Annotated in this window: 23 protein-coding genes and 1 pseudogene; 18 read left to right on the top strand and 6 right to left on the bottom strand. The window is 70.4% G+C overall.

What is annotated here, in order from left to right:
• Positions 1-112: 112 nt before the first annotated feature.
• Both OHO27_RS05755 and OHO27_RS05750 read right to left on the bottom strand, forming a co-directional pair.
• The gene (locus OHO27_RS05755) at positions 113-244 is read right to left on the bottom strand and encodes an LPFR motif small protein (protein WP_328420919.1); all 132 of its coding nucleotides are present in this window, start codon (positions 242-244) and stop codon (positions 113-115) included.
• A gap of 113 nt (positions 245-357) precedes the next feature.
• Entirely contained in the window at positions 358-1,227 is an 870-nt protein-coding gene (locus OHO27_RS05750; RefSeq protein ID WP_328420917.1) for an SCO6745 family protein, read from the bottom strand.
• A 113-nt stretch (positions 1,228-1,340) separates the two neighbouring features.
• Here OHO27_RS05750 and OHO27_RS05745 point away from each other — a divergent pair, with 113 nt between their 5' ends.
• Both OHO27_RS05745 and OHO27_RS05740 read left to right on the top strand, forming a co-directional pair.
• Positions 1,341-2,300, top strand: a complete 960-nt coding sequence (locus tag OHO27_RS05745) for a GlxA family transcriptional regulator (RefSeq protein ID WP_328420915.1) — start codon at positions 1,341-1,343, stop codon at positions 2,298-2,300.
• 23 nt (positions 2,301-2,323) lie between these two features.
• A complete protein-coding gene (locus OHO27_RS05740; protein ID WP_328420913.1) occupies positions 2,324-2,959 on the top strand; it encodes a DJ-1/PfpI family protein in 636 nt (211 codons plus the stop codon).
• Here OHO27_RS05740 and OHO27_RS05735 read toward each other — a convergent pair.
• Complete coding sequence (locus tag OHO27_RS05735; protein WP_328420911.1) at positions 2,946-3,701, bottom strand: enoyl-CoA hydratase/isomerase family protein; 756 nt, start codon at positions 3,699-3,701, stop codon at positions 2,946-2,948. The two genes, OHO27_RS05740 and OHO27_RS05735, sit on opposite strands and share 14 nt — an antisense overlap.
• Positions 3,702-3,998: 297 nt before the next feature.
• Here OHO27_RS05735 and OHO27_RS05730 point away from each other — a divergent pair.
• Positions 3,999-4,507, top strand: a pseudogene (locus OHO27_RS05730) (ATP-binding protein).
• Positions 4,508-4,534: 27 nt separating this feature from the next.
• Here the strand turns inward: OHO27_RS05730 and idi are convergent.
• From idi to galE, 3 genes are all read right to left on the bottom strand, one after another.
• Positions 4,535-5,128 carry an isopentenyl-diphosphate Delta-isomerase gene (gene idi / locus OHO27_RS05725; RefSeq protein ID WP_328420909.1) on the bottom strand — a complete coding sequence of 198 codons (594 nt, stop codon included), beginning with the start codon at positions 5,126-5,128 and terminating at the stop codon, positions 4,535-4,537.
• Positions 5,129-5,315: 187 nt separating this feature from the next.
• The gene (locus OHO27_RS05720) at positions 5,316-6,245 is read right to left on the bottom strand and encodes a cation diffusion facilitator family transporter (protein WP_328420907.1); all 930 of its coding nucleotides are present in this window, start codon (positions 6,243-6,245) and stop codon (positions 5,316-5,318) included.
• A gap of 184 nt (positions 6,246-6,429) precedes the next feature.
• Positions 6,430-7,398 (bottom strand): UDP-glucose 4-epimerase GalE, encoded by a 969-nt coding sequence (gene galE, locus OHO27_RS05715; protein ID WP_328420905.1) that lies wholly within the window; start codon positions 7,396-7,398, stop codon positions 6,430-6,432.
• Between the two features lie 277 nt (positions 7,399-7,675).
• Between galE and OHO27_RS05710 the strand changes: the two genes are divergently transcribed.
• The 15 genes from OHO27_RS05710 to hpnH all read left to right on the top strand — a co-directional run bounded on the left by OHO27_RS05710 (position 7,676) and on the right by hpnH (position 23,506).
• A complete protein-coding gene (locus OHO27_RS05710) occupies positions 7,676-9,484 on the top strand; it encodes a DUF5941 domain-containing protein (RefSeq protein ID WP_328420903.1) in 1,809 nt (602 codons plus the stop codon).
• Positions 9,481-10,233 (top strand): phosphocholine cytidylyltransferase family protein, encoded by a 753-nt coding sequence (locus tag OHO27_RS05705; protein WP_328420901.1) that lies wholly within the window; start codon positions 9,481-9,483, stop codon positions 10,231-10,233. Before OHO27_RS05710 ends, OHO27_RS05705 begins: the two co-directional genes overlap by 4 nt.
• Positions 10,221-11,282, top strand: coding sequence for an iron-containing alcohol dehydrogenase family protein (locus OHO27_RS05700; protein WP_328420899.1), 1,062 nt, complete (start codon positions 10,221-10,223; stop codon positions 11,280-11,282). Before OHO27_RS05705 ends, OHO27_RS05700 begins: the two co-directional genes overlap by 13 nt.
• Positions 11,260-12,039: a CDP-alcohol phosphatidyltransferase family protein gene (locus tag OHO27_RS05695; RefSeq protein WP_328420897.1), complete on the top strand. Its 780-nt coding sequence runs from the start codon at positions 11,260-11,262 to the stop codon at positions 12,037-12,039. The genes OHO27_RS05700 and OHO27_RS05695 overlap by 23 nt, the downstream gene beginning before the upstream one ends.
• Before the next feature lie 8 nt (positions 12,040-12,047).
• Positions 12,048-12,920: a glycosyltransferase family 2 protein gene (locus OHO27_RS05690; RefSeq protein ID WP_443059692.1), complete on the top strand. Its 873-nt coding sequence runs from the start codon at positions 12,048-12,050 to the stop codon at positions 12,918-12,920.
• A 99-nt stretch (positions 12,921-13,019) separates the two neighbouring features.
• Positions 13,020-13,949: an ABC transporter permease gene (locus OHO27_RS05685; protein WP_328420893.1), complete on the top strand. Its 930-nt coding sequence runs from the start codon at positions 13,020-13,022 to the stop codon at positions 13,947-13,949.
• Positions 13,936-14,730, top strand: a complete 795-nt coding sequence (locus OHO27_RS05680; protein ID WP_443059518.1) for an ABC transporter ATP-binding protein — start codon at positions 13,936-13,938, stop codon at positions 14,728-14,730. Before OHO27_RS05685 ends, OHO27_RS05680 begins: the two co-directional genes overlap by 14 nt.
• Before the next feature lie 358 nt (positions 14,731-15,088).
• Positions 15,089-16,018: a squalene synthase HpnC gene (hpnC, locus tag OHO27_RS05675; protein ID WP_328420889.1), complete on the top strand. Its 930-nt coding sequence runs from the start codon at positions 15,089-15,091 to the stop codon at positions 16,016-16,018.
• Positions 16,015-16,977: a presqualene diphosphate synthase HpnD gene (gene hpnD / locus OHO27_RS05670; RefSeq protein WP_328420887.1), complete on the top strand. Its 963-nt coding sequence runs from the start codon at positions 16,015-16,017 to the stop codon at positions 16,975-16,977. The genes hpnC and hpnD overlap by 4 nt, the downstream gene beginning before the upstream one ends.
• A complete protein-coding gene (locus OHO27_RS05665; protein ID WP_328420885.1) occupies positions 16,977-17,120 on the top strand; it encodes a DUF6380 family protein in 144 nt (47 codons plus the stop codon). Before hpnD ends, OHO27_RS05665 begins: the two co-directional genes overlap by 1 nt.
• On the top strand, positions 17,117-18,544 hold the full coding sequence (gene hpnE, locus OHO27_RS05660; protein ID WP_328420883.1) for a hydroxysqualene dehydroxylase HpnE: 1,428 nt from the start codon (positions 17,117-17,119) through the stop codon (positions 18,542-18,544). Before OHO27_RS05665 ends, hpnE begins: the two co-directional genes overlap by 4 nt.
• Positions 18,544-19,680, top strand: coding sequence for a polyprenyl synthetase family protein (locus tag OHO27_RS05655; protein WP_328420881.1), 1,137 nt, complete (start codon positions 18,544-18,546; stop codon positions 19,678-19,680). Before hpnE ends, OHO27_RS05655 begins: the two co-directional genes overlap by 1 nt.
• A gap of 141 nt (positions 19,681-19,821) precedes the next feature.
• Positions 19,822-21,837 (top strand): squalene--hopene cyclase, encoded by a 2,016-nt coding sequence (shc, locus tag OHO27_RS05650; RefSeq protein ID WP_328420879.1) that lies wholly within the window; start codon positions 19,822-19,824, stop codon positions 21,835-21,837.
• Positions 21,837-22,478, top strand: coding sequence for a phosphorylase family protein (locus tag OHO27_RS05645; protein WP_328420877.1), 642 nt, complete (start codon positions 21,837-21,839; stop codon positions 22,476-22,478). The genes shc and OHO27_RS05645 overlap by 1 nt, the downstream gene beginning before the upstream one ends.
• Positions 22,479-22,483: 5 nt before the next feature.
• The gene (gene hpnH, locus OHO27_RS05640) at positions 22,484-23,506 is read left to right on the top strand and encodes an adenosyl-hopene transferase HpnH (protein ID WP_328420875.1); all 1,023 of its coding nucleotides are present in this window, start codon (positions 22,484-22,486) and stop codon (positions 23,504-23,506) included.
• The last annotated feature ends 2 nt before the right edge of the window (positions 23,507-23,508 follow it).

Below are 23,508 nucleotides of genomic sequence, written 5' to 3'. Positions count from 1 at the left end.
CGCCTTCTCACTGAGGTTGCGCGGCAATTGTGGCAGGTGGCACCGACAACCGGGGATCAGGGCGGCGACCCGGCCGGTCGTGGCGGGTCGCGGGCCGGGCGGCGGGACGGAATCAGACCTTGCGGCTGCGCGTACTGCTGGAGGCGCCGCCGAAGAGCCGAGCGAGAGCGCGGAACGGCAGCGTGACTACCGTGGCGATGGCGCCACCGATCTGGCGCAGCACGTCTGCGATTGCACGGAACACGTGATCACCCTTTCTTGTGGTTGGGGACCCCGAGTACCGCGGCTCGGGCTTGCTATGCAGCGTGATCCGAATGCCTTTCGCAGTCGGTCGTCCGAGCCCAGCAGGGGCGGGGATCAGGACTTGCCGAGGAGGTCCTCGGGGTACGCCCCCGCCGCCACCGCCGCGCGAGTGAAGCCCGTGGCGAGTTCCGTGAGGCGTGCGACCCGCTCCGCGCCGAGGTGCTCGTACGGTGCCCGGTCGAGGCGGTCCGTCTCGGACTCGATGCGTTCGCGCTGGGCGACGCCCGCCGGGGTGAGGTCACCCGAGTCGTCCAGGAGGCCACGCTCGCGCAGGCGGTCGGACGCCGCGTCCCAGTCCTCCTGGGTCCAGCCACGCGTGCTGCACACCCACTTCGGAGTCATGCCCTTGCCCGTCGCGGTGTGGGTCACCACCGCCTCGAGGCCGTCGAGCCCCTCGGACATCAGTACGGCGAGGTGCCCGTCACCCCGGTGCTCGCGCAGCAGCGTCGTGGCGTGGAAGTAGGCCAGGTGGGTCGCCTCGGGGACAGGCAGGTCCGCGTGCGCCGAGTACAGGGGCCGGGCGCTGCGCGAACAGGCCTCGGTGGCCTGGAGCGCCAGGTGCGCGGCTTCCGCCATCTCCGGGGACGTCACCGCCTCCTCGCCCAGCAGCCGCCGCAGCGCCGCGTCGACCGCACGCGCGCGTGCCGCCAGTACGTCCTGCGGGGACGCGATCGCCCAGACCGCAGGTACGTGCCGCGCCACCAGGTCGTACTTGTAGTTGTAGAACGTCGCCGTCACCGCGCCCGCGCCGACCGGGCCCAGCGCGGCCGCCCTGATCGCGAAGTTGACGGCCCTGGGGTGCGTGATCCCGAGGGCGCCCAGCTCCTTGCCCGTTTCGGGGGCGAAGTAGGACGTGGAGTGCAGGGAGTTGAGCATGTTGTGGCAGCGGCGGGCGGCACGCGGTTCCAGGGCGGGAGTAGTCATGACCGGCACGTTACCAACCGCTTGGTACGTGGCTCGGGCGGATGCGGATCGTGGCAGGAAAGGTGGGGTCCTCGTCATTGCGGTCGTGCGGTCGCTCTCGAAGAATCGATGACATGGCGCAGCGAACCGTTCTCTTCGTCCTCTTCGACGGCGTACAGAGTCTCGACGTGACCGGCCCGCTGGAGGTCTTCGCGGGAGCCGAGAAGCATCGCGCGGGCACCTACCGCATCCGCACGGCATCCCTGGACGGCGCCCCTGTCCGCACGTCCAGCAACCTGACCGTCGTACCGGACGAGTCCCTCACCGACGCCTCCGAGCCGCACACACTCCTCGTCCCGGGCGGGGAAGGCACGCGGGGCCCCCAGCCCGGACTGACCGACTGGCTGCGCGAGCACGGACCCCGCGCCGAGCGCCTGGTGTCTGTCTGCACCGGCGCGATCCTGCTCGCCGCGGCAGGCCTGCTGGACGGCCGCCGCGCCACCACCCACTGGGCGTACTGCGACAAGCTCGCCCGTGACCACCCGGCCGTGGAGGTCGATCCGGACCCCATCTACGTACGGGACGGGCGCGTCGCCACCTCCGCCGGTGTCACCTCCGGCATCGACCTCGCTCTCGCCCTGGTCGAGGAGGACCTGGGCCGGGACGTGGCCCTCGGTATCGCCCGCCACCTGGTGGTCTTCCTGCGCCGGCCCGGAAACCAGGCCCAGTTCAGCGCCCAGCTCGCCGCCCAGACCGCCCAGCGCGAACCCCTCCGGGAGGTCCAGCGCTGGATCACCGAGCACCCCGACGCCGACCTGGCCGTCGAGACCCTCGCCGCCCGCGCCAGCCTCTCCGCGCGCCACTTCGCCCGCGCCTTCCAGACCGAGACCGGCATGACCCCCGGCCGCTATGTGGACCGGGTCCGGCTCGAACACGCCCGGCGCCTCCTGGAGGACACGAGCGACGGCATCGAGGAGATCTCCCGGGCCAGTGGCTACGGCACTCCCGAAGCCATGCGGCGCGCCTTCGTCAAGACGCTCGGGGCGGCCCCGATCGAGTACCGCCGCCGGTTCCGCCCGGTTCCGGCCGGCTGACTTTCCTTCCGAAGGGACGAACCATGCAGATCGCGATGGTCCTGTACGACCGCTTCACCGCCTTGGACATCGTGGGACCGTACGAGGCGTTGAGCCGCCTCCCGGACGTCCGGGTCGACTTCGTCGCCGAGTCCGCGGGACCGGTGCGCGCCGACACGGGGTTCCTCGCCCTCACCGCCGACAAGGCCCTGGCCGACGTACCGCACCCCGATGTCGTCGTGGTGCCGGGCGGACCCGGGACGTTCGCCGAGATCGAGAACGAGGCCCTGCTGGAGTGGCTCAGGACCGCCGACGCCACGAGCACCTGGACGACCTCCGTCTGCTCCGGCTCGCTGCTGCTCGGCGCCGCGGGCCTCCTTCAGGGCCGCCGCGCCACCTCCCACTGGCTGACCCTGGACTTCCTGCCGCAGTACGGTGCCGAGCCCACGGGCGAGCGCGTCGTACCCGATGGCAAATACATCACCGCGGCCGGTGTCTCCTCCGGCATCGACATGGGCCTGACCCTGGTCGGGAAGATCGCCGGCGACGAACACGCCCAGGCGGTCCAGTTGCTGACCGAGTACGACCCACAGCCGCCCTACGACGCCGGCTCCCCGCAGAAGGCGCCCGCGCACCTCGTCGAGGAGTTCCGTACGAACAGCCGCTTCAGCCTGACGTAGGCACGTTCCAGGTGAAGCGGGGCTGCCTGCGCTCCAGGAACGCGGCGACGCCCTCCGCGGTGTCGCCGCTTCCGCGCGCCTGCTCCGCCCAGTGATCGTCGCGGTCGGTGCGCCCGTCCGCGAACTCCTTCGCCGCGGCCTGCGTCAGCTGTGAGCGGGAGGCGAGGGTACGGGTGAACTCCGCCACTCGCTTGCCGAGTTCACCCTCGGGCAGCACCTCGTCCACCAGGCCCGTGCGCAGGGCCCGCTCCGCGTCGATCAACTCGCCCGAGAACAACAGGTACTTGGTGGTGGCCGGGCCCACCAGCGACGCCAACCGGCGCGTGGAGGACGCCGGATAAACGATCCCGAGCTTCGCCGGTGTCACCCCGAACAGCGACCCCTCCTCGGCGAACCGCAGATCGCACGCCGCCGCCAGCTGCGACCCGCCGCCCACACAGTGCCCCCGGACGGCCGCCAGCGTCGGCTTCGGGAAGGCCGCCAGCGCCTCCTCGGCGGCCACCGCCAGCCCCTGGGCCGCCTGCGGCGAGCCCTGGAGCGTGGAGATGTCGGCGCCCGCACAGAACGTCCCGCCCTCACCGGTGAGCACCAGCGCCCGCACGCCCGGATCGGCGGCCAGGGTGCCGAGCAGCGGCGGCAGCGCCCGCCACATCGCGGCCGTCATGGCGTTGCGCTTGGCCGGATGGTGGATGACGACGGTGGCGACCGAGTCGGTGACGCTGTGCAGCAGCTGGGGCTCCATGCGGCGGATGCTATCCGCCCCCGCGGAACGGCCGACAGGAAGGGGCGCGCGGCCGGGTCACGGCCCAGGGACAACCGGAACGAGCCGGACGGCGGGGGCGCCAAACCCGTACAACCCGAATAGTTCGCGAAGTCGGCACAAGCGGCGCCGGAGCGGTCCCACAACTGACCGTGTCATACGCCAACGATCAGAAACGCTCGATACCTGCTGACTTCTGTTCAGTAGTACGGCCCGGACCTGTGCGTTATCAACACTCGACGTGTGGTGACAATCGAGCGCGAGGGTGGCGACCGGACGATGGAGAACCACGGGCGCGGGTCCGGCCCACGCCCAGCAGGCGGCGCGGACGAGCCCCTCGTCCAGGGGCCGCCGAATCCACTGCCGTACGAGGGCGTCTGGCGGTTCACCGCCCCCGCCGTCGACGCCTCGGTCCCGCAGGCCCGGCACGCCGTACGGGACCTGCTGTACCGCCAGGGCGTGCCGGTCCCCGACGATCTGGTCCAGGGGGTGTTGCTGATCGTGTCGGAGCTGGTCACGAACGCCGTCCGGCATGCGGCGCTGCTGTCGCCGACGCTCGCCGTCGAGGTCGCCGTCGGTGCCGAGTGGCTGCGGGTGTCGGTGGAGGACAACCACCCCTACCGCCCCACCGCCCTGGAAGCCGACCACGGCCAGACCGGGGGCCGTGGGCTGCTCCTGGTGCGCGAGGTGACCCGGGAGGCGGGGGAGTGTGCGACGTCGAGCACACGGCGACCGGCGGCAAGGTGATCTGGGCCGCCGTACCGCTCAAACCCGCGCGCGTGCCCTAGGGCATGTCCGGCCGGCCCCGGCCGTCGTCACCAGCCGGCCGACGGGCCCGTCAGCTCCCTGACCGCGGGGCGGGCCGCGTCGAGCACGGTCATGAACCAGGACGAGAACGTGTCCTTCGCGTGGCGCTCCGCCAGTTCGGCCGGCGTCACGAAGGACGTCTCGCCGACCTCCTCCGGGTCCGGCCGCAGTGGGGACTGCACAAGTCCGACGAAGAGATGGTTGTACTCCTGCTCCACCAGTCCCGAGTCCGGGTCCGGGTGGTGGTAGCGGACCGTGCCCGCCTCGGCGAGCAGTGACGGGGAGACGCCGAGTTCCTCGTGGGTGCGCCGGGCCGCGGCGGCGAAGGGTGCCTCGCCGGGGTAGGGGTGGCCGCAGCAGGTGTTGGACCAGACACCGGGGGAGTGGTACTTGCCGAGTGCGCGCTGCTGGAGCAGCAGCCGGCCGTGCTCGTCGAAGAGGAACACGGAGAAGGCGCGGTGCAGCTGCCCGGGAGGCTGATGGGCGGCGAGCTTCTCGGCGGTGCCGATCGTCACACCGTTCTCGTCGACCAGTTCCAGCAAAATCGCGTCTGCGGCGCCGTTCGACGGACTGTGCGTCGCGGTGGCAGGTGTGATCGGCATACCCATCCTTCACTTCGGTCTTGCGCCCCAAGTGTGCCGTACGAATCCGGCACTCCCGGCAGTTGATCGTGCCCGGCGCGGCGGGCACGGAACCGTCGGCGGGGGCGCTGTGAGCATGAGGACGCGGCCTACCACCGGATCGCTGCATTCCGTCCGTACTGACGTCTTATCGGACCGTACGGTTGTTTCAGTGACAGAGCCGGGCTTCGTGCTCCGCGTGCCCGACCGGCTCCAGCTGGAAGGTGCAGTGCTCTACGTCGAAGTGGTCGCCGAGGCAGCCCTGGAGCTCGTGCAGCATCTTCTCGTGGCCGATCGCGTTCAGTACGTCGGAGCGCACCACCACATGGGCCGACAGCACCGGCATGCCGGACGTGATCGTCCAGGCGTGCAGGTCGTGGATGTCCTCGACACCGTCCAGGGCGAGTATGTGGGCCCGCACCTCGGCCATGTCGACATCCTTGGGGGCCGACTCCAGCAGGACGTCGAGGGTCTCGCGCAGCAGCTTGAGGGTGCGCGGCACGATCATCAGGCCGATGACGAGCGAGGCGATCGGGTCGGCGGCCTGCCAGCCGGTGGTCAGGATCACCGCCGCGGAGATCAGCACCGCGAGCGAGCCCAGGGCGTCCGCGGCCACCTCGAGGAACGCGCCGCGCACGTTCAGGCTCTCCTTCTGTCCCTGCATCAGCAGCGTGAGCGAGATCATGTTCGCGACCAGGCCGATCGCGCCGAACACGATCATCAGGCCGCCGTTGGTGTCCGCCGGTGTGAGGAAACGCTCGATCGCCTCGTAGAGGACATAGCCGCCGACGCCCAGCAGGAGCAGACAGTTGGCGAGGGCTGCGAGGATCTCCGCGCGGGCGAGACCGAAGGTGCGCTTCTCGCTCGGCGGGCGGTTCGCGAAGTGGATGGCGAGCAGGGCCATGGCCAGACCCACCGCGTCCGTCGCCATGTGGGCGGCGTCCGCGATCAGGGCGAGCGAGTCCGCGGCCAGACCGCCGACGATCTGGACCACCATGACGCCGAGGGTGATCGACAGCGCGACGCGCAGCCTTCCGCGGTACGCGGATGCCGCCGTGCCGGTCGTGGGCGCGTGCCCGTGATCGTGCCCTGCCCCCATGAGAAAGCCGCCCTTCTGTGGTCCGTCGACGATCGGAATGTCCGATCGGAAATCCGTCCGGGATCACAGTGAACTACGGGTGGGGGGTATCCGGCAACGCGGCACTGAACACCGTTGTCATGTGCCCTGACCTGCGCAAACGACCCGCAGGTCAGGGCGCTTCACATGATCGGTCGGCAGCTCGCTAGCCGTGGTGCAACAGCCACCCCTGCCACGCCGACTCGACCATCTCGGGTACCCCGCGCCGAGCCGTCCAGCCCAGCTCCTCGGCCGCCAGTGCGGCCGACGCGACCGCGCGCGGGGCGTCTCCGGGGCGCCGGTCCTCGACGAGGGCGGGGCGTGCGTCACCGGTGACTTCGGCGATGACGGTGATCAGTTCGCGGACGGAGACGCCCTCGCCGCGACCGATGTTGACCGTCAGATCGCCGCTTGCGTCCCCTTCGCTGAGCCGCCGGGCCGCCGCCAGGTGAGCCTCGGCGAGGTCGGCGACATGGATGTAGTCGCGGACGCAGGTGCCGTCCGGCGTCGGATAGTCGTCGCCGAAGATCCGCGGCGCCTCGTCGCGGGTGAGCCGGTCGAAGACCATGGGGACGATGTTGAAGACGCCCGTGTCGGCCAGCTCGGGCGACGCGGCGCCGGCGACGTTGAAATAGCGCAGGCACACGGTCGCGATGCCGTGCGCCCGGCCCGCCGCCCGCACCAGCCACTCGCCGGTGAGCTTGGTCTCGCCGTACGGGTTCACCGGCGCGCACGGAGTGTCCTCCGTGATGAGGTCCACATCCGGGTTGCCGTAGACGGCCGCGGACGACGAGAACAGGAACCGCTTGATCCCCGCCTCGGCGACCGCCTCCAGGAGTGTGGCGAGGCCGCCCACGTTCTCCGTGTAGTAGCGCGTCGGCTGCGCCACGGACTCCCCGACCTGCTTGCGCGCGGCGAGATGCACCACACCCGTCACCGCGTGCTCCGCGAACACGCGCTTCAGCAGGTCACCGTCCAGCGCCGAGCCCTCGACGAGCGGGACGTCCGCAGGGAGCCGGGCGGGATACCCGGCCGAGAGGTCGTCCAGTACGAGGACCCGCTCCCCGGCGTCGGTCATGGCCCGCGCCACATGTGCTCCGATGTAGCCGGCTCCGCCTGTGATCAGCCATGTCATGGTCGCCCACCCTATGACGGGCCCCCGGCGGGGTAGGCAATGTCCCCGATGCCCCGGTCTGCGAGCGCGAGTTTGTGGGCGGACCCCGTAATCCCTGATGATGATCGCGGCAAAGCTCAGGGCAAACCACGTTGATCGCTCCGCCAAACGGCCGGTGAACGTTGGCTTCCAATCATCCGATAGCCTCTGCCGACACGCCGCCCGGCCGACACCGGCGGGGGCGCCGCCACCATGTACATGACCGGCGCGAATGCCGGTACCCAGGGAGTGAGTTCGGTTGTCGACCGCCATCCTCACCGGTCAGCCGGTGCCCGGATCGTCGATCGAGGGCGATCTGCGGTCCCTCGGCTATGACGTGCGGGTCGCCGCCGACACCGCCGACGCCGAGACCCTGCTCGCCCAGGTGCCCGGCGACCAGCGGGTCGCCGTGGTCGACGCCGGCTTCGTCGGTCACCTGCACGCGCTGCGCCTCGGCCTGACCGACCCCCGCTTCGCGCTCGCCGCGATCCCGGGCGCCGTGACGGCCCAGCCGGCCGGACGCCAGGCGCTGACCCGGGCGATGGCCCGCGAGAACTCCGCCGGCGGCGGTACGGCCGTCGCCGTCGACAGCCTCGCCGACCGCATCGTCACCGCCCTAGACCACGACGGCACCGACGTGCACCGTCCCGAGCTCGGCAGCCTGGTCGCCGCCGTACCGGCCGACCCGCAGGCCCGCCACGAGGCCCGGCAGGCCGTCGCCGCCGTCGACGACGAGGCCGTACGCCTGAGGTCGGCCGTGAAGTCCCGCGACGGCTTCTTCACGACCTTCTGCATCAGCCCTTACTCCCGCTACATCGCCCGCTGGTGCGCCCGCCGGGGCCTGACCCCCAACCAGGTCACCACCGCCTCCCTCATCACCGCGCTCATCGCGGCGGGCTGCGCGGCCACCGGCACCCGGGGCGGGTTCATCGCGGCCGGCGTCCTGCTGATCGCGTCCTTCGTCCTGGACTGCACCGACGGCCAGCTCGCCCGCTACTCCCTCCAGTACTCCACGCTCGGCGCCTGGCTCGACGCCACCTTCGACCGGGCCAAGGAGTACGCCTACTACGCCGGCCTCGCGCTGGGAGCCGCCCGAGGCGGGGACGACGTATGGGCCCTCGCCCTCGGCGCGATGGTCCTCCAGACCTGCCGGCACGTCGTCGACTTCTCCTTCAACGAGGCCAACCACGACGCCACCGCGAACACCAGCCCCACCGCCGCACTGTCCGACAAGCTCGACAGCGTCGGCTGGACGGTGTGGGTGCGCCGGATGATCGTCCTGCCGATCGGCGAGCGCTGGGCGATGATCGCGGTGCTCACAGCCGTCACGACGCCCCGCATCACCTTCTACGTCCTGCTCGTCGGCTGTGCCTTCGCGGCGACGTACACCACGGCGGGGCGGGTGCTGCGGTCGCTGACGCGGAAGGCGCGGCGAACCGACCGGGCCGCCCAGGCGCTGGCCGACCTCGCGGACTCGGGCCCGCTCGCGCAGGGCCTCGCCGGTGTCTTCAAGAACGCCGCGGGCCGGCTGCCCGGCATCGCCGCCCCCGCCGTGGCCCTCCTCGGCGGCCTCGTCCTCCTCGGCCTGGCCGCGCAGCCCGGCTTCGGCGGTCCCTGGGCGGTCGTCGGCGCCGTCGTCTACGCCGTCACCTCGGCCCTGGCCGTCGCCCGCCCCCTCAAGGGCGCCCTCGACTGGCTGGTCCCGCCCTTCTTCCGGGCCGCCGAGTACGGCGTCGTCCTGCTGCTCGCAGCCAAAGCTGAGGTAAACGGAGCCCTTCCTGCGGCTTTCGGCCTGGTGGCCGCTGTCGCCTACCATCACTACGACACGGTGTACCGCATCCGCGGCAACGCCGGAGCGCCCCCGGCCTGGCTGGTGCGCGCCATCGGGGGGCACGAAGGACGGACGCTGCTCGTCACCGTCCTCGCCGCGGTGCTCTCCGCCTCGCAGTTCAGCGTCGCGCTCACGGTGCTCGCCGTGGCCGTGGCCTTGGTGGTGCTCGTCGAGAGCATCCGCTTCTGGGTGTCCTCCGGGGCACCCGCCGTACACGATGAAGGAGAACCCGCATGATCGGCCTCGTGCTGGCGGCCGGCGCCGGACGGCGTCTGCGCCCCTACACCGACAGCCTTCCCAAGGCTCTGGTGCCGGTGGGGCCCGCGGGCATAGAGGGCGAACCCACGGTTCTCGACCTGACCCTCGGTAACTTCGCCGAGATCGGTCTGACCGAGGTCGCGGTCATCGTCGGCTACCGCAAGGAGGCCGTGTACGCGCGCAAGGAAGCCCTTGAGCAGAAGTACGGCCTGAAGCTCACGCTCATCGACAACGACAAGGCCGAGGAGTGGAACAACGCCTACTCCCTGTGGTGCGGCCGTGACGCCCTCAAGGACGGTGTGATCCTCGCCAACGGCGACACCGTGCACCCGGTCTCCGTCGAGAAGACGCTGCTCGCCGCCCGCGGCGACGGCAAGAAGATCATCCTCGCCCTGGACACGGTGAAGAGCCTGGCCGACGAGGAGATGAAGGTCGTCGTCGACCCCGAGAAGGGCATGACGAAGATCACCAAGCTGATGGACCCCGCCGAGGCGAGCGGTGAGTACATCGGCGTGACCCTCATCGAGGGCGACGCCGCCCCCGAGCTGGCCGACGCCCTCAAGGCGGTGTGGGAGACCGACCCGCAGCAGTTCTACGAGCACGGCTACCAGGAGCTCGTGAACCGCGGCTTCCGCATCGACGTGGCGCCGATCGGCGACGTCAAGTGGGTGGAGATCGACAATCACGACGATCTCGCCCGCGGACGGGAGATCGCGTGCCTGTACTGACCCGGCTCATCCCCTCGCCGGTCGTCGTCGACATCCGCCCGGGTGCCCTCGACGACCTGGCCTGTGTGCTCGCCGACGAGCGCATCTCGCACTCCGGCAAGCTGGCCATCGCGGTCAGCAACGGCTCCGGCGCCCGGCTCAAGGAGCGCCTCGCTCCCGCGCTGCCCGGCGCCACCTGGTACGAGGTCGGCGGCGGCACCCTCGACGACGCGGTCCAGCTGGCCGGTGCCATAAGGGCCGGCCACTACGACGCGGTCGTCGGGCTCGGCGGCGGCAAGATCATCGACTGCGCCAAGTTCGCCTCGGCGCGCGTCGGCCTGCCGCTGGTCGCCGTACCGACGAACCTGGCGCACGACGGTCTGTGCTCGCCGGTCGCCACCCTCGACAACGACGCCGGGCGCGGCTCCTACGGTGTGCCGAACCCGATCGCGGTCGTCATCGACCTGGACGTCATCCGCGATGCCCCGGTGCGGTTCGTGCGCGCGGGTATCGGCGATGCCATCTCCAACATCTCGGCCATCGCCGACTGGGAGCTGGCGAACCGCGTCAAGGGCGAGAAGATCGACGGCCTCGCGGCGGCGATCGCCCGGCAGGCCGGCGAGGCGGTGCTGCGCCACCCCGGCGGCATCGGGGACACCGACTTCCTCCAGGTGCTGGCGGAGGCCCTGGTGCTCAGCGGTATCGCCATGTCGGTGTCGGGCGACTCCCGCCCGTCCTCCGGCGCGTGCCACGAGATCAACCACGCCTTCGACCTGCTGTTCCCGAGGCGCGCCGCCGCCCACGGCGAGCAGTGCGGACTGGGCGCGGCCTTCGCGATGTACCTGCGCGGAGCTCACGAGGAGTCGGCCTACATGGCCGAGGTGCTGCGCCGGCACGGGCTGCCGGTACTGCCGGAGGAGATCGGCTTCACGGACGACGAGTTCGTCCGCGCCGTGGAGTTCGCTCCGCAGACCAGGCCCGGCCGCTACACGATCCTCGAACACCTCGACCTGACAACCGACCAGATCAAGGACATCTACGCCGACTATGTCAAGGCCATCGGTAGCTGAACTCCGCCCCGTCGTTCACCCCGCGGGGGTGAAGGACAGGCGCAGCGGTGAGCACTGGATGGGACGCCTCTACATGCGCGAGGTGTCCCTGCGGGTCGACCGCTACCTGGTGAACACCAGGGTCACGCCCAACCAGCTCACATACCTGATGACCGTATGCGGCGTCCTCGCGGCCCCGGCACTTCTCGTGCCGGGGATCCCGGGGGCCGTGCTCGGCGTGGTCATGGTCCAGCTCTACCTGCTGCTGGACTGCGTCGACGGCGAGATCGCGCGCTGGAAGAAGCAGTACTCCCTGGGCGGGGTCTACCTCGACCGCGTCGGCGCCTACCTCACCGACGCCGCGGTGCTCGTCGGTTTCGGCCTGCGTGCGGCCGACCTGTGGGGCAGCGGCCGTATCGACTGGCTGTGGGCCTTCCTCGGCACCCTGGCCGCCCTCGGCGCCATCCTGATCAAGGCCGAGACCGACCTCGTCGGAGTCGCCCGGCACCAGGCCGGGAAGCCGCCGGTCCAGGAGGCCGCGTCCGAGATGCGCTCCTCCGGCATGGCGCTGGCTCGCAAGGCCGCCGGTGCCCTCAAGTTCCACCGTCTCGTCCTCGGTATCGAGGCGTCCCTGCTGATCCTGGTCCTGGCGATCGTCGACCAGATTCGCGGCGACCTGTTCTTCTCCCGGCTCGGCGTCGCGGTGCTGGCCGGCATCGCGCTGCTGCAGACCGTGCTGCACCTCGTGTCCATCCTCGCGTCGAGCAGGCTGAAGTGAGCGCGCCGATGAAGGTCGGCGCGGTGATCATCACGATGGGCAACCGCCCCGACGAACTGCGCGCCCTCCTCGACTCCGTCGCCAAGCAGGACGGCGACCGGGTCGAGGTCGTCGTCGTCGGCAACGGCTCCCCGGTCCCGGACGTCCCCGAAGGCGTCCGGACGATCGAGCTGCCGGAGAACCTCGGCATTCCCGGCGGCCGCAACGTCGGCATCGAGGCCTTCGGCCCCAGTGGTCACGATGTCGACATATTGCTCTTCCTCGACGACGACGGTCTCCTCGCCCACCACGACACCGCCGAGCTGTGCCGCGAAGCGTTCGCTGCCGACCCGCAGCTCGGCATCATCAGCTTCCGCATCGCCGACCCGGACAACGGCGTCACCCAGCGCCGGCACGTCCCCCGGCTGCGCGCCTCCGACCCGATGCGCTCCTCCCGGGTCACCACCTTCCTCGGCGGCGCCAACGCCGTCCGCACCCAGGTCTTCGCCGAAGTCGGCGGGCTGCCGGACGAATTTTTCTACGCGCACGAGGAAACCGACCTGGCATGGCGGGCCCTCGACGCGGGCTGGATGATCGACTACCGGTCCGACATGGTGCTGTACCACCCCACGACCGCGCCCTCGCGGCACGCGGTCTACCACCGCATGGTCGCCCGCAACCGCGTCTGGCTGGCCCGCCGCAACCTCCCCGCGCCCCTTGTCCCGGTCTATCTGGGCGTCTGGATGCTGCTGACCCTGGCCCGCCGCCCCTCCCGCCCCGCCCTGCGGGCATGGTTCGGCGGATTCCGGGAAGGCTGGACCACTTCATGCGGTCCCCGCAGGCCCATGAAGTGGCGTACGGTGTGGCGGCTGACCCGACTGGGCCGACCTCCCGTCATCTGACAAGCTCGACCCTGAGAGCAGCCACCGGACCGTACCCCGGCCCCAGGTTCATGCCATGCCCGCACAGGCTGCGCATCTCGAAGACGAAAGTTTCAACTGGTGAGTGAGACAACGCACGACGGCTCAGTCGCGGTGAGCGCGCCTCCGTCGCCCGACGAGGGACTCACGGCGGCCGCGCTGGCCGCCAAGTACGGGCTGTCCGTGAGCGGCGCCCGCCCCTCGCTGTTCGAGTACGTCCGTCAGCTCTGGGACCGGCGGCACTTCATCCTCGCGTTCTCGCGGGCGAAGCTGACCGCGCAGTACAGCCAGGCGAAGCTCGGCCAGCTCTGGCAGGTGGCCACCCCGCTGCTGAACGCGGCCGTGTACTTCCTTGTCTTCGGCCTGATCCTCCAGGCCGACCGCGGCATGTCCCGTGAGGTGTACATCCCGTTCCTGGTCACGGGCGTCTTCGTCTTCACCTTCACGCAGAGCTCGGTGATGGCGGGCGTACGCGCGATCTCCGGCAACCTCGGCCTGGTCCGCGCGCTGCACTTCCCGCGCGCCTCACTGCCGATCTCCTTCGCGCTCCAGCAGCTCCAGCAGCTGCTGTACTCGATGATCGTGCTGTTCGCCGTGGCCCTGGGCTTCGGCAGCTACCCGGCGATGTCCTGGTTGCTGATCGTGCCGGTGCTCGTCCTGCAGTTCCTCTTCAACACCGGCCTCGCGATGATCATGGCCCGGGCGGGCTCGAAGACCCCGGACCTGGCGCAGCTGATGCCGTTCGTGATGCGTACGTGGATGTACGCGTCCGGCGTGATGTTCTCCATCCCGATCATGCTCAAGGGCAAGCCGGAGTGGATCGCGACCGTCCTGCAGTGGAACCCGGCCGCCGTCTACATGGACCTGATGCGCTTCGCCCTCATCGACGGCTACGGCTCCTCGAACCTGCCCGACCACGTCTGGGCGGTCGCGCTCGGCTGGGCCATGCTGGTGGCCGTCGGCGGCTTCGTGTACTTCTGGAAGGCGGAGGAGAGGTATGGCCGTGGCTGAACAGAGGACGGATTCCCACATCCCCACCGTCATCGCGGACGAGCTGCACATCGTCTACCGCGTCAACGGCGCCAAGACAGGCAAGGGCAGCGCCACCGCCGCACTCAGCCGCATCCTCAAGAGGGGCTCCGACGACGCGGCGCGGGGCGTGCGCAAGGTGCACGCGGTCCGCGGCGTCTCCTTCGTCGCCTACCGCGGCGAGGCCATCGGCCTGATCGGCTCCAACGGCTCCGGCAAGTCCACCCTGCTGCGCGCCATCGCCGGCCTGCTCCCGCCCGAGAAGGGCAAGGTCTACACCGACGGCCAGCCCTCGCTGCTGGGCGTGAACGCGGCACTGATGAACGACCTCACCGGCGAGCGCAACGTCATATTGGGCGGGCTCGCCATGGGCATGTCCCGCGAGCAGATCAAGGAGCGCTACCAGCAGATCGTCGACTTCTCGGGCATCAACGAGAAGGGCGACTTCATCACCCTGCCGATGCGCACCTACTCCTCCGGCATGGCGGCCCGGCTGCGCTTCTCCATCGCCGCGGCCAAGGACCACGACGTCCTCATGATCGACGAGGCGCTGGCCACCGGCGACCGCAAGTTCCAGAAGCGCTCCGAGGAACGCATCCGCGAGCTGCGCAAGGAAGCCGGCACCGTGTTTCTCGTCAGTCACAACAACAAGTCGATCCGCGACACCTGCAACCGCGTCCTGTGGCTGGAACGTGGCGAGCTGCGCATGGACGGACCGACGGACGAGGTCCTCAAGGAGTACGAGAAGTTCACGGGCAAGTAGTCCACCCGGACATGGGCCGAGCGGCCCACCAAGCTTGACCGGGCCCCGCCGGAACTGCCCCGGCGGGGCCCCGCGTCTGCAAAGGAAACGTCAACTTCGCCTGGTCCTGGGAAGCTTGACGCCAATCGGTGTGTTGTTGTGATGTGCAGGACACCCCCACGGGCCCCGCACCGTTGTACAACGTAAGCTGTACCGGTACCGAAACGCGGCAAGTAGGGCGATAAGGCACGGCACCCCTCTCTCCGGGCTGCGGCGCGGACGTCCGGGCGGCGTGTCCGAAATAGTGCGCATTGGGTCTGCGGTGTAGAACGGGAGATGTGACGGCAATGGCTACGGAAACTCCCCAGCTCCACGCAGCATGTGCCGTCCTTGCGCCGGGCAGTCCACGGTGACGGGAAAATCCGCGCGTCCAGGTGAACCGGAGCGCGACACACTCGACAAGGCCGCCGCGGAGAACTTCCCCGTGGCGCCGTTCTTCCTGCCCAAGGCCTGGCGGACCGACCTCATGGCCGTGTACGGCTTCGCCCGCCTCGTGGACGACATCGGCGACGGCGATCTCGCTCCCGGCGGCGCCGACGCCCGTCTGCTCGGCGTGTCGCCCAAGGAGGCCGAGGACCGGCTCGCGCTCCTCGACGCCTTCGAGGCCGACCTGCGCCGGGTCTTCGACGGCACCCCCGGCCACCCCCTGCTGCGCCGCCTGCAGTACACCGTCCGCCGCCGCTCACTGACCCCCGCGCCCTTCCTCGGCCTGATCGCCGCGAACCGCCAGGACCAGCTCGTCGGGCGGTACGAGACCTACGACGATCTCCTTGCCTACTGCGAACTGTCGGCCAACCCCGTCGGCCGGCTCGTCCTCGCCGTCACCGGCACCGGGACGCCCGAGCGGATCCGCCGTTCCGACGCGGTGTGCACCGCGCTGCAGCTCGTCGAGCACCTCCAGGACGTCGCCGAGGATCTCGGCCGTGACCGGATTTATCTGCCCGCGCAGGACATGAAGCGTTTTCACGTCCAGGAAACCGATCTGGCGGCAAAAACAGCAGGCGCATCGGTGCGCGCCCTGGTTGCATACGAAGCCGAACGCGCTCTGGACCTCCTGAATGAAGGCACCCCCCTGGTGGGTAGCGTCCACGGCAGGCTCAAGCTGCTGCTGGCGGGATTCGTGGCCGGGGGAAGGGCGGCGGTCCGTGCGATCGCCGCCGCCGAATACGACGTACTTCCCGGCCCGCCCAAGGCCAGCAAGCTCCAGCTGCTGCGCGAGGTGGGCGTGACTCTGCGAGGAGAGGGGTGATCCGGACCGTGGAGTCTGCACCACACGCGTCCGCACCGGTACTCGCCGCCTACAGCTACTGCGAGGCCGTCACAGGGCAGCAGGCCCGGAACTTCGCTTACGGCATCAGGCTGCTGCCCACGCCGAAGCGCCGCGCGATGTCGGCGCTGTACGCGTTCTCGCGCCGGGTCGACGACATCGGCGACGGCGCCCTGAGCGGTGACGTCAAGATCGCCAGGCTCGAGGACACCCGGAAGCTGCTGACCCGGATCCGCGACGGAGCGGTCGCCGAGGACGACACCGACCCCGTGGCCGTCGCCCTCGCCCACGCCGCCGGCGCCTTCCCGATCCCGCTCGGCGGGCTGGACGAGCTCATCGACGGTGTCCTGATGGACGTACGCGGCGAGACCTACGAGACCTGGGACGACCTGAAGGTCTACTGCCGCTGCGTGGCCGGCGCCATCGGACGGCTCTCGCTCGGTGTGTTCGGCACCGGGCCCGGCGCGCGCGGCGCCGAGCGCGCACCCGAGTACGCCGACACGCTCGGGCTGGCCCTCCAGCTCACCAACATCCTGCGGGACATCCGCGAGGACGCCGAGGGCGGACGCACCTATCTGCCCTCCGACGACCTCGCAAAATTCGGCTGCTCGGCCGGCTTCAGCGGGCCGACCCCGCCGGAGGGCTCCGACTTCGCGGGCCTCGTGCACTTCGAAGTGCGTCGGGCCCGCGCCCTGTTCGCCGAGGGCTACCGGCTGCTGCCCATGCTGGACCGGCGCAGCGGTGCCTGCGTCGCCGCGATGGCCGGCATCTACCTGCGCCTCCTCGACCGCATCGAGCGCGACCCGGAGGCCGTGCTGCGGGGCAGGGTCTCACTGCCCGGGCGCGAGAAGGCCTACGTCGCCGTGCGAGGTCTGTCCGGTCTGGACGCGCGGCATGCGACCCGCCGAACCGTCAGCCGTGCCGTCAGGAGGCGCGCCTGATGGACATTCCGGTCCAAGGTGATGTCACCGGCGAAAAGTGGCGGGCAACCCTCCGCTGCCGAGTCGCGTCCCTGACTGAGACGACCGGCCGTGCACCGTTCAAGCACCTGCACGGCGGTCGGCCAGGGGAGGGTGCACGATGACCGACGGCACGCCGCTACAAGGGTCGCTCGCCGACATCCCGTCAGGCTCCGGGAAGGACGCCGTCGTCATCGGCGGCGGGCTCGCCGGCATCACCGCCGCGCTGGCCCTCGCCGACGCCGGAGTGCGTGTCACGCTGATCGAGGGCAGGCCGAGGCTCGGTGGCCTGGCCTTCTCCTTCCAGCGCGGCGACCTGGTCGTCGACAACGGACAGCACGTCTATCTGCGCTGCTGCACCGCCTACCGCTGGTTCCTCGACCGGATCGAGGGCACGGCGCTCGCACCGCTGCAGGACCGCCTCGACGTGCCCGTGGTCGACGCCGCGCGGCCCGAAGGGCGGCGCCTGGGCAGGCTGCGGCGCGACGCGCTGCCCGTACCCCTGCACCTGGGCCGCAGCCTGGCGACGTATCCGCATCTGTCGCTCGCCGAACGCGCCAAGGTCGGGCGTGCCGCGCTCGCACTCAAGGGGCTCGACCTCGCCGATCCGACCCTGGACACCCAGGACTTCGGCAGCTGGCTGACCGCGCACGGTCAGTCGGCGCGTGCCGTCGAGGCCCTGTGGGACCTGGTCGGGGTCGCCACCCTCAACGCGGTCGCGGGCGGCGCCTCGCTGGGGCTCGCCGCGATGGTGTTCAAGACCGGTCTGCTGTCCGACCCGGGCGCGGCCGACATCGGATGGGCGCATGTCCCGCTGGGCGACCTGCACGACCGGCTGGCCCGCAAGGCGCTCGACTCCGCGGGTGTTCGTACCGAGGTCCGTACACGAGTCACCTCCATCTCCACTGACGAGAACGGACGTTGGAGCGTCCAGGTTCCCGGCGAGACGCTGCGGGCGGACACCGTCGTGCTGGCCGTTGCCCAGCGTGAGGCCCACGACCTGCTGCCCGAGGGTGCCCTCGACGCTCCCGAACGGCTGCTGGAGATCGGCACCGCGCCGATCCTGAACGTGCATGTCGTCTACGACCGGCAGGTACTCAGCCGGCCGTTCTTCGCGGCGCTCGGCACCCCGGTGCAATGGGTGTTCGACCGCACCGCCGCCTCCGGGCTGCGGGACGGCCAGTACCTTGCCCTGTCCCAGTCGGCCGCGCAGGACGAGATCGAAACACCCGTCGCCGCACTGCGCGAGCGGTATCTGCCCGAGCTGGAGCGGCTGTTGCCCAAGGCGCGGGGCGCGCAGGTGAAGGACTTCTTCGTGACCAGGGAGCGTACGGCGACGTTCGCTCCCACTCCCGGCGTCGGGCGGCTGCGGCCCGGCGCTCGTACCAAGGCACCCGGTCTGTATCTGGCCGGAGCGTGGACCGCCACAGGGTGGCCCGCGACCATGGAGAGTGCGGTCCGCAGTGGCGTGAGTGCGGCCGGCGCCGCGCTGAGCGCCCTGGGCCGGCCCCGCCCCAGCCACCTCTTCGACGTAGAGGAGGCGGCGTGATGCTGAACCAGCACACGGCGGCAGGCCCCCGCACCCCCGGTACCGCAACAAGAGGAGAGAACGTGCCCACTGTGCCCCCGGCCTCGAAGGCCGCTCGAGAGACCGCGGTCGACGTGACCGCGCTCCTGGAGCGCGGTAGGACCCTGGCCACGCCGGTACTGCGGGCGGCGATCGACCGCCTGGCCCCTCCCATGGACACCGTTTCCGCCTACCACTTCGGCTGGATCGACGCCGACGGCAACCCCACGGCCGGCGACGGCGGCAAGGCCGTACGCCCGGCCCTCGCGGTGCTCTCCGCCGAGGTCACCGGCGCCGAGCCCGAGGCCGGCATCCCCGGCGCCGTCGCGGTCGAACTGGTCCACAACTTCTCGCTGCTGCACGACGACCTGATGGACGGCGACGAACAGCGCCGCCACCGCGACACCGTGTGGAAGGTGCACGGGCCCGCGCAGGCCATCCTCGTCGGCGACGCCATGTTCGCGCTCGCCAACGAGGTCCTGCTGGAGCTCGGCACCGTCGAGGCCGGCCGCGCCACCCGCCGCCTGACCACCGCCACCCGCGCCCTGATCGACGGCCAGGCGCAGGACATCTCCTACGAGCACCGCGACCGCGTCAGCGTCGAGGAGTGCCTGGAGATGGAGGGCAACAAGACCGGTGCCCTGCTCGCCTGCGCCAGCTCCATCGGCGCCGTGCTCGGCGGCGCGGACGACCGCACCGCCGACACGCTGGAGAAGTACGGCTACCACCTGGGCCTCGCCTTCCAGGCCGTCGACGACCTCCTCGGCATCTGGGGCGACCCCGTCTCCACCGGCAAGCAGACCTGGAGCGACCTGCGCCAGCGCAAGAAGTCCCTGCCGGTCGTGGCCGCGCTCGCGGCGGGCGGCTCCGCCTCCGAGCAGCTCGGCGAGATCCTTGCCGCCGACGCCAAGAGCAGCGACTTCGAGAACTTCTCCGAGGAGGAGTTCGCCGCCCGCGCCGCCCTCATCGAGGAGGCGGGCGGCCGCGAGTGGACCGCCGGTGAGGCGCGCCGACAGCACGCCATCGCCGTCGAGGCCCTCGACGCCGTGGACATGCCCGACCGGGTGCGGGACCAGTTCACGGCACTCGCCGACTTCGTCGTCGTACGAAAGAGATGATCACCAGCGGGCGAAAAGAGATGATCAGTATCGGTCGAATAACCCTCGCTTAGTCGCCGGCCGGTGCCGCGTGAACAGCGCACCGGCCGACGGCGGACCCACAGCAGACGCACACCAGTAGCACTGCACGAAGGGGAAGCCATGACAGCGACGACCGACGGAAGCACCGGGGCACTGCCACCCCGGGCAGCCGCGGCCAGCGACACCGACAGGGAAGCCCCCGTGGCGGCCGGGGTCCACGAAGCCGCCGTACGCGCCGCCCGGCGCGCCACCGACTTCCTGCTGGCGCAGCAGGACGCCCAGGGCTGGTGGAAGGGCGACCTCGAGACGAACGTCACCATGGACGCCGAGGACCTGCTGCTCCGTCAGTTCCTGGGCATCCGAGACGAGAAGACCACGCAGGCCGCCGCGCTCTTCATCCGGGGCGAGCAGCGCGAGGACGGCACCTGGGGCACCTTCTACGGCGCGCCCGGCGAACTCTCCGCCACCGTCGAGGCCTACGTCGCCCTCCGCCTGGCCGGCGACACGCCCGACGCCCCGCACATGGCGAAGGCCTCCGCATGGGTCCGCGAGCAGGGCGGCATCGCCGCCTCCCGCGTGTTCACCCGGATCTGGCTCGCCCTGTTCGGCTGGTGGAAGTGGGAGGACCTGCCCGAACTCCCGCCGGAGCTCATCTACTTCCCCAAGTGGGTCCCGCTCAACATCTACGACTTCGGCTGCTGGGCCCGGCAGACCATCGTCCCCCTGACGGTCGTCTCCGCGAAGCGCCCGGTACGGCCCGCGCCCTTCCCGCTCGACGAACTGCACACCGACCCGGCCCGCCCCAACCCGCCCAAGCCCCTTGCTCCCGCGGCAAGTTGGGACGGCGCCTTCCAGCGGCTCGACAAGGCACTGCACCAGCTGCGCAAGGTCGCCCCGCGCAAGCTGCGCAGAGCGGCCATGAACAGCGCCGCCCGCTGGATCATCGAGCGGCAGGAGAACGACGGCTGCTGGGGAGGCATCCAGCCGCCGGCGGTGTACTCGATCATCGCCCTGCATCTGCTCGGCTACGACCTCCAGCACCCCGTGATGCGCGAGGGGCTGGCATCACTGGACCGCTTCGCCGTCTGGCGCGAGGACGGGGCCCGGATGATCGAGGCATGTCAGTCGCCGGTCTGGGACACCTGCCTCGCGACCATCGCGCTGGCCGACGCGGGTGTGCCCGCCGACCATCCGCAGCTCGTCAAGGCCGCCGACTGGATGCTGGGCGAGGAGATCGTCCGGCCCGGTGACTGGGCGGTCAAGCGGCCCCAACTGCCGCCGGGCGGCTGGGCGTTCGAGTTCCACAACGACAACTACCCCGACATCGACGACACCGCCGAGGTGGTCCTGGCGCTGCGCCGGGTCAGGCACCACGACCCGGAGCGGATGGAGCGGGCGATCGGCCGCGGGGTGCGCTGGAACCTCGGGATGCAGTCGAGGAACGGGGCGTGGGGCGCCTTCGACGTCGACAACACCAGCCCCTTCCCCAACCGGCTGCCGTTCTGCGACTTCGGCGAGGTCATCGACCCGCCGTCGGCGGACGTCACGGCCCACGTGGTGGAGATGCTGGCCGTCGAGGGCCTCGCTCACGACCCGCGCACCCGGCGCGGCATCCAGTGGCTGCTCGCCGAGCAGGAGCCGGACGGCTCGTGGTTCGGGCGCTGGGGCGTGAACTACGTCTACGGCACCGGATCCGTCGTACCCGCCCTGGTGGCGGCCGGCTTCCCGGGCTCGCACCCGGCGATCCGCCGCGCGGTGAGCTGGCTGGAGTCCGTCCAGAACGACGATGGCGGCTGGGGCGAGGACCTGCGCTCCTACAGATACGTCAAGGAGTGGAGCGGCAAGGGCGCCTCCACGGCCTCGCAGACCGCATGGGCGCTGATGGCGCTGCTGGCGGCGGGGGAGAAGGACTCCAAGGCCGTCGAGCGCGGCGTCGGGTGGCTCGCGGCCACCCAGCGGGAGGACGGCTCCTGGGACGAGCCGTACTTCACCGGCACCGGATTCCCCTGGGACTTCTCGATCAACTACCACCTCTACCGGCAGGTCTTCCCGCTCACCGCACTCGGCCGGTACGTCCATGGAGAGCCCTTCGCCGAGAAGCCCGAGCCGTCCCTCGTCGAGGCCAGGGTGAGCTGATGAGCCCACAGCCCGCCCCGGCCCCGCTGCTGATCGCCTGCGCGCTCGGCATCGAGCAGTTCGCCCTGCGCACGAGCGATCGCGGCGGCGCCGGCGGGCCGGTCACCGTGCTGCGGACCGGCATGGGCCCCCGGGCGGCCGAACGCTCCGTCACCCGGATCCTGGGCGACCCTGCCCTCAGCGATGCGGCCGTGCTCGCCACGGGGTTCTGCGCGGGGCTCGCTCCCGGAATGCATCCCGGCGACCTGGTCGTCGCCGAGGAGACCCGGGATCCGGGGGGAACCATTCCGTGCGTCGGGACCGACCTACTCGTCAAAGAGCTCGCGCGGACCATTCCCGGCCGCACCGTCCACACCGGGCCTCTCACCGGCTCTGATCACATCATCCGTGGTCAGGAACGGTCCGATCTGCTCTCGACCGGCGCAATCGCGGTCGACATGGAATCGGCGGCCACGCTCCTGAGCGCCGTGCGCGCGGGCGAGCGCCCGGTTGCGGCCGTCCGGGTGGTCGTGGACGCTCCAGAACATGAACTCGTCCGGATCGGCACGTTGCGCGGTGGAATATCGGCTTTCCGCGTCCTTCGTTCCGTTCTACCCGCATTCTTTGAATGGCACCGTTCTTTGCTGCTCCCCAGGAGGTGAGCCAGATGGCCATGCCGCTGCGTCAGTCCATCAAGGTCGCTACTTACTTGGCTGAACAAAAGCTCCGCAGGCGGGACAAGTTTCCGCTGATCGTCGAGCTGGAACCGCTCTTCGCCTGCAACCTCAAGTGCGAGGGCTGCGGCAAGATCCAGCACCCGGCCGGAGTGCTCAAGCAGCGCATGCCGGTGGCCCAGGCCGTGGGAGCGGTGCTCGAATCCGGTGCGCCGATGGTGTCCATCGCCGGCGGTGAGCCGCTGATGCATCCGCAGATCGACGAGATCGTGCGGCAGCTGGTGGCCAAGCGGAAGTACGTCTTCCTGTGCACCAACGCCCTGCTGATGCGCAAGAAGATGGAAAAGTTCAAGCCCTCGCCCTACTTCGCCTTCGCCGTGCACATCGACGGCCTTCGCGAGCGCCACGACGAGTCCGTGGCCAAGGAGGGTGTGTTCGACGAGGCCGTGGAGGCGATCAAGGAGGCCAAACGGTGCGGCTTCCGGGTCACCACCAACTCGACCTTCTTCAACACCGACACCCCGCAGACCATCATCGAGGTGCTCAACTTCCTCAACGACGACCTCAAGGTCGACGAGATGATGATCTCGCCCGCCTACGCCTACGAGAAGGCCCCCGACCAGGAGCACTTCCTCGGCGTCGAGCAGACCCGTGAGCTGTTCAAGAAGGCCTTCGCGGGCGGCAACCGCCGCAAGTGGCGGCTGAACCACTCGCCGCTGTTCCTCGACTTCCTTGAGGGCAAGGTCGACTTCCCGTGCACCGCCTGGGCGATCCCGAACTACTCCCTGTTCGGCTGGCAGCGCCCCTGCTACCTGATGAGCGACGGGTACGTCCCGACGTACCGCGAGCTGATCGAGGAGACCGACTGGGACAAGTACGGCCGCGGCAAGGACCCGCGCTGCGCCAACTGCATGGCGCACTGCGGCTACGAGCCCACCGCTGTCCTCGCCACCATGGGCTCGCTCAAGGAGTCGCTGCGCGCCATGCGCGAGACGGTCTCCGGAAACCGGGAGTGACG

The sequence above is a fragment of the Streptomyces sp. NBC_00443 genome (genome assembly GCF_036014175.1).
Classification (GTDB): domain Bacteria; phylum Actinomycetota; class Actinomycetes; order Streptomycetales; family Streptomycetaceae; genus Streptomyces.
Note: the sequence above shows the minus strand (reverse complement) of the source record. Positions and strands in the feature narration are given on the sequence as shown.

Excerpts from the sequence above, each read along its gene's own strand:
- OHO27_RS05655 (WP_328420881.1), top strand. The coding sequence starts at position 18,544 with ATGCTGAACCAGCACACGGCGGCAGGCCCCCGCACCCCCGGTACCGCA.
- OHO27_RS05735 (WP_328420911.1), bottom strand. The coding sequence starts at position 3,701 with ATGGAGCCCCAGCTGCTGCACAGCGTCACCGACTCGGTCGCCACCGTC.
- idi (WP_328420909.1), bottom strand. The coding sequence starts at position 5,128 with ATGCCGATCACACCTGCCACCGCGACGCACAGTCCGTCGAACGGCGCC.
- OHO27_RS05680 (WP_443059518.1), top strand. The coding sequence starts at position 13,936 with ATGGCCGTGGCTGAACAGAGGACGGATTCCCACATCCCCACCGTCATC.
- hpnC (WP_328420889.1), top strand. The coding sequence starts at position 15,089 with ATGTGCCGTCCTTGCGCCGGGCAGTCCACGGTGACGGGAAAATCCGCG.
- shc (WP_328420879.1), top strand. The coding sequence starts at position 19,822 with ATGACAGCGACGACCGACGGAAGCACCGGGGCACTGCCACCCCGGGCA.
- OHO27_RS05645 (WP_328420877.1), top strand. The coding sequence starts at position 21,837 with ATGAGCCCACAGCCCGCCCCGGCCCCGCTGCTGATCGCCTGCGCGCTC.
- OHO27_RS05665 (WP_328420885.1), top strand. The coding sequence starts at position 16,977 with ATGGACATTCCGGTCCAAGGTGATGTCACCGGCGAAAAGTGGCGGGCA.
- OHO27_RS05705 (WP_328420901.1), top strand. The coding sequence starts at position 9,481 with ATGATCGGCCTCGTGCTGGCGGCCGGCGCCGGACGGCGTCTGCGCCCC.
- galE (WP_328420905.1), bottom strand. The coding sequence starts at position 7,398 with ATGACATGGCTGATCACAGGCGGAGCCGGCTACATCGGAGCACATGTG.
- OHO27_RS05695 (WP_328420897.1), top strand. The coding sequence starts at position 11,260 with ATGTCAAGGCCATCGGTAGCTGAACTCCGCCCCGTCGTTCACCCCGCG.
- OHO27_RS05720 (WP_328420907.1), bottom strand. The coding sequence starts at position 6,245 with ATGGGGGCAGGGCACGATCACGGGCACGCGCCCACGACCGGCACGGCG.
- OHO27_RS05740 (WP_328420913.1), top strand. The coding sequence starts at position 2,324 with ATGCAGATCGCGATGGTCCTGTACGACCGCTTCACCGCCTTGGACATC.
- OHO27_RS05750 (WP_328420917.1), bottom strand. The coding sequence starts at position 1,227 with ATGACTACTCCCGCCCTGGAACCGCGTGCCGCCCGCCGCTGCCACAAC.
- hpnH (WP_328420875.1), top strand. The coding sequence starts at position 22,484 with ATGGCCATGCCGCTGCGTCAGTCCATCAAGGTCGCTACTTACTTGGCT.
- OHO27_RS05745 (WP_328420915.1), top strand. The coding sequence starts at position 1,341 with ATGGCGCAGCGAACCGTTCTCTTCGTCCTCTTCGACGGCGTACAGAGT.
- hpnE (WP_328420883.1), top strand. The coding sequence starts at position 17,117 with ATGACCGACGGCACGCCGCTACAAGGGTCGCTCGCCGACATCCCGTCA.
- OHO27_RS05690 (WP_443059692.1), top strand. The coding sequence starts at position 12,048 with ATGAAGGTCGGCGCGGTGATCATCACGATGGGCAACCGCCCCGACGAA.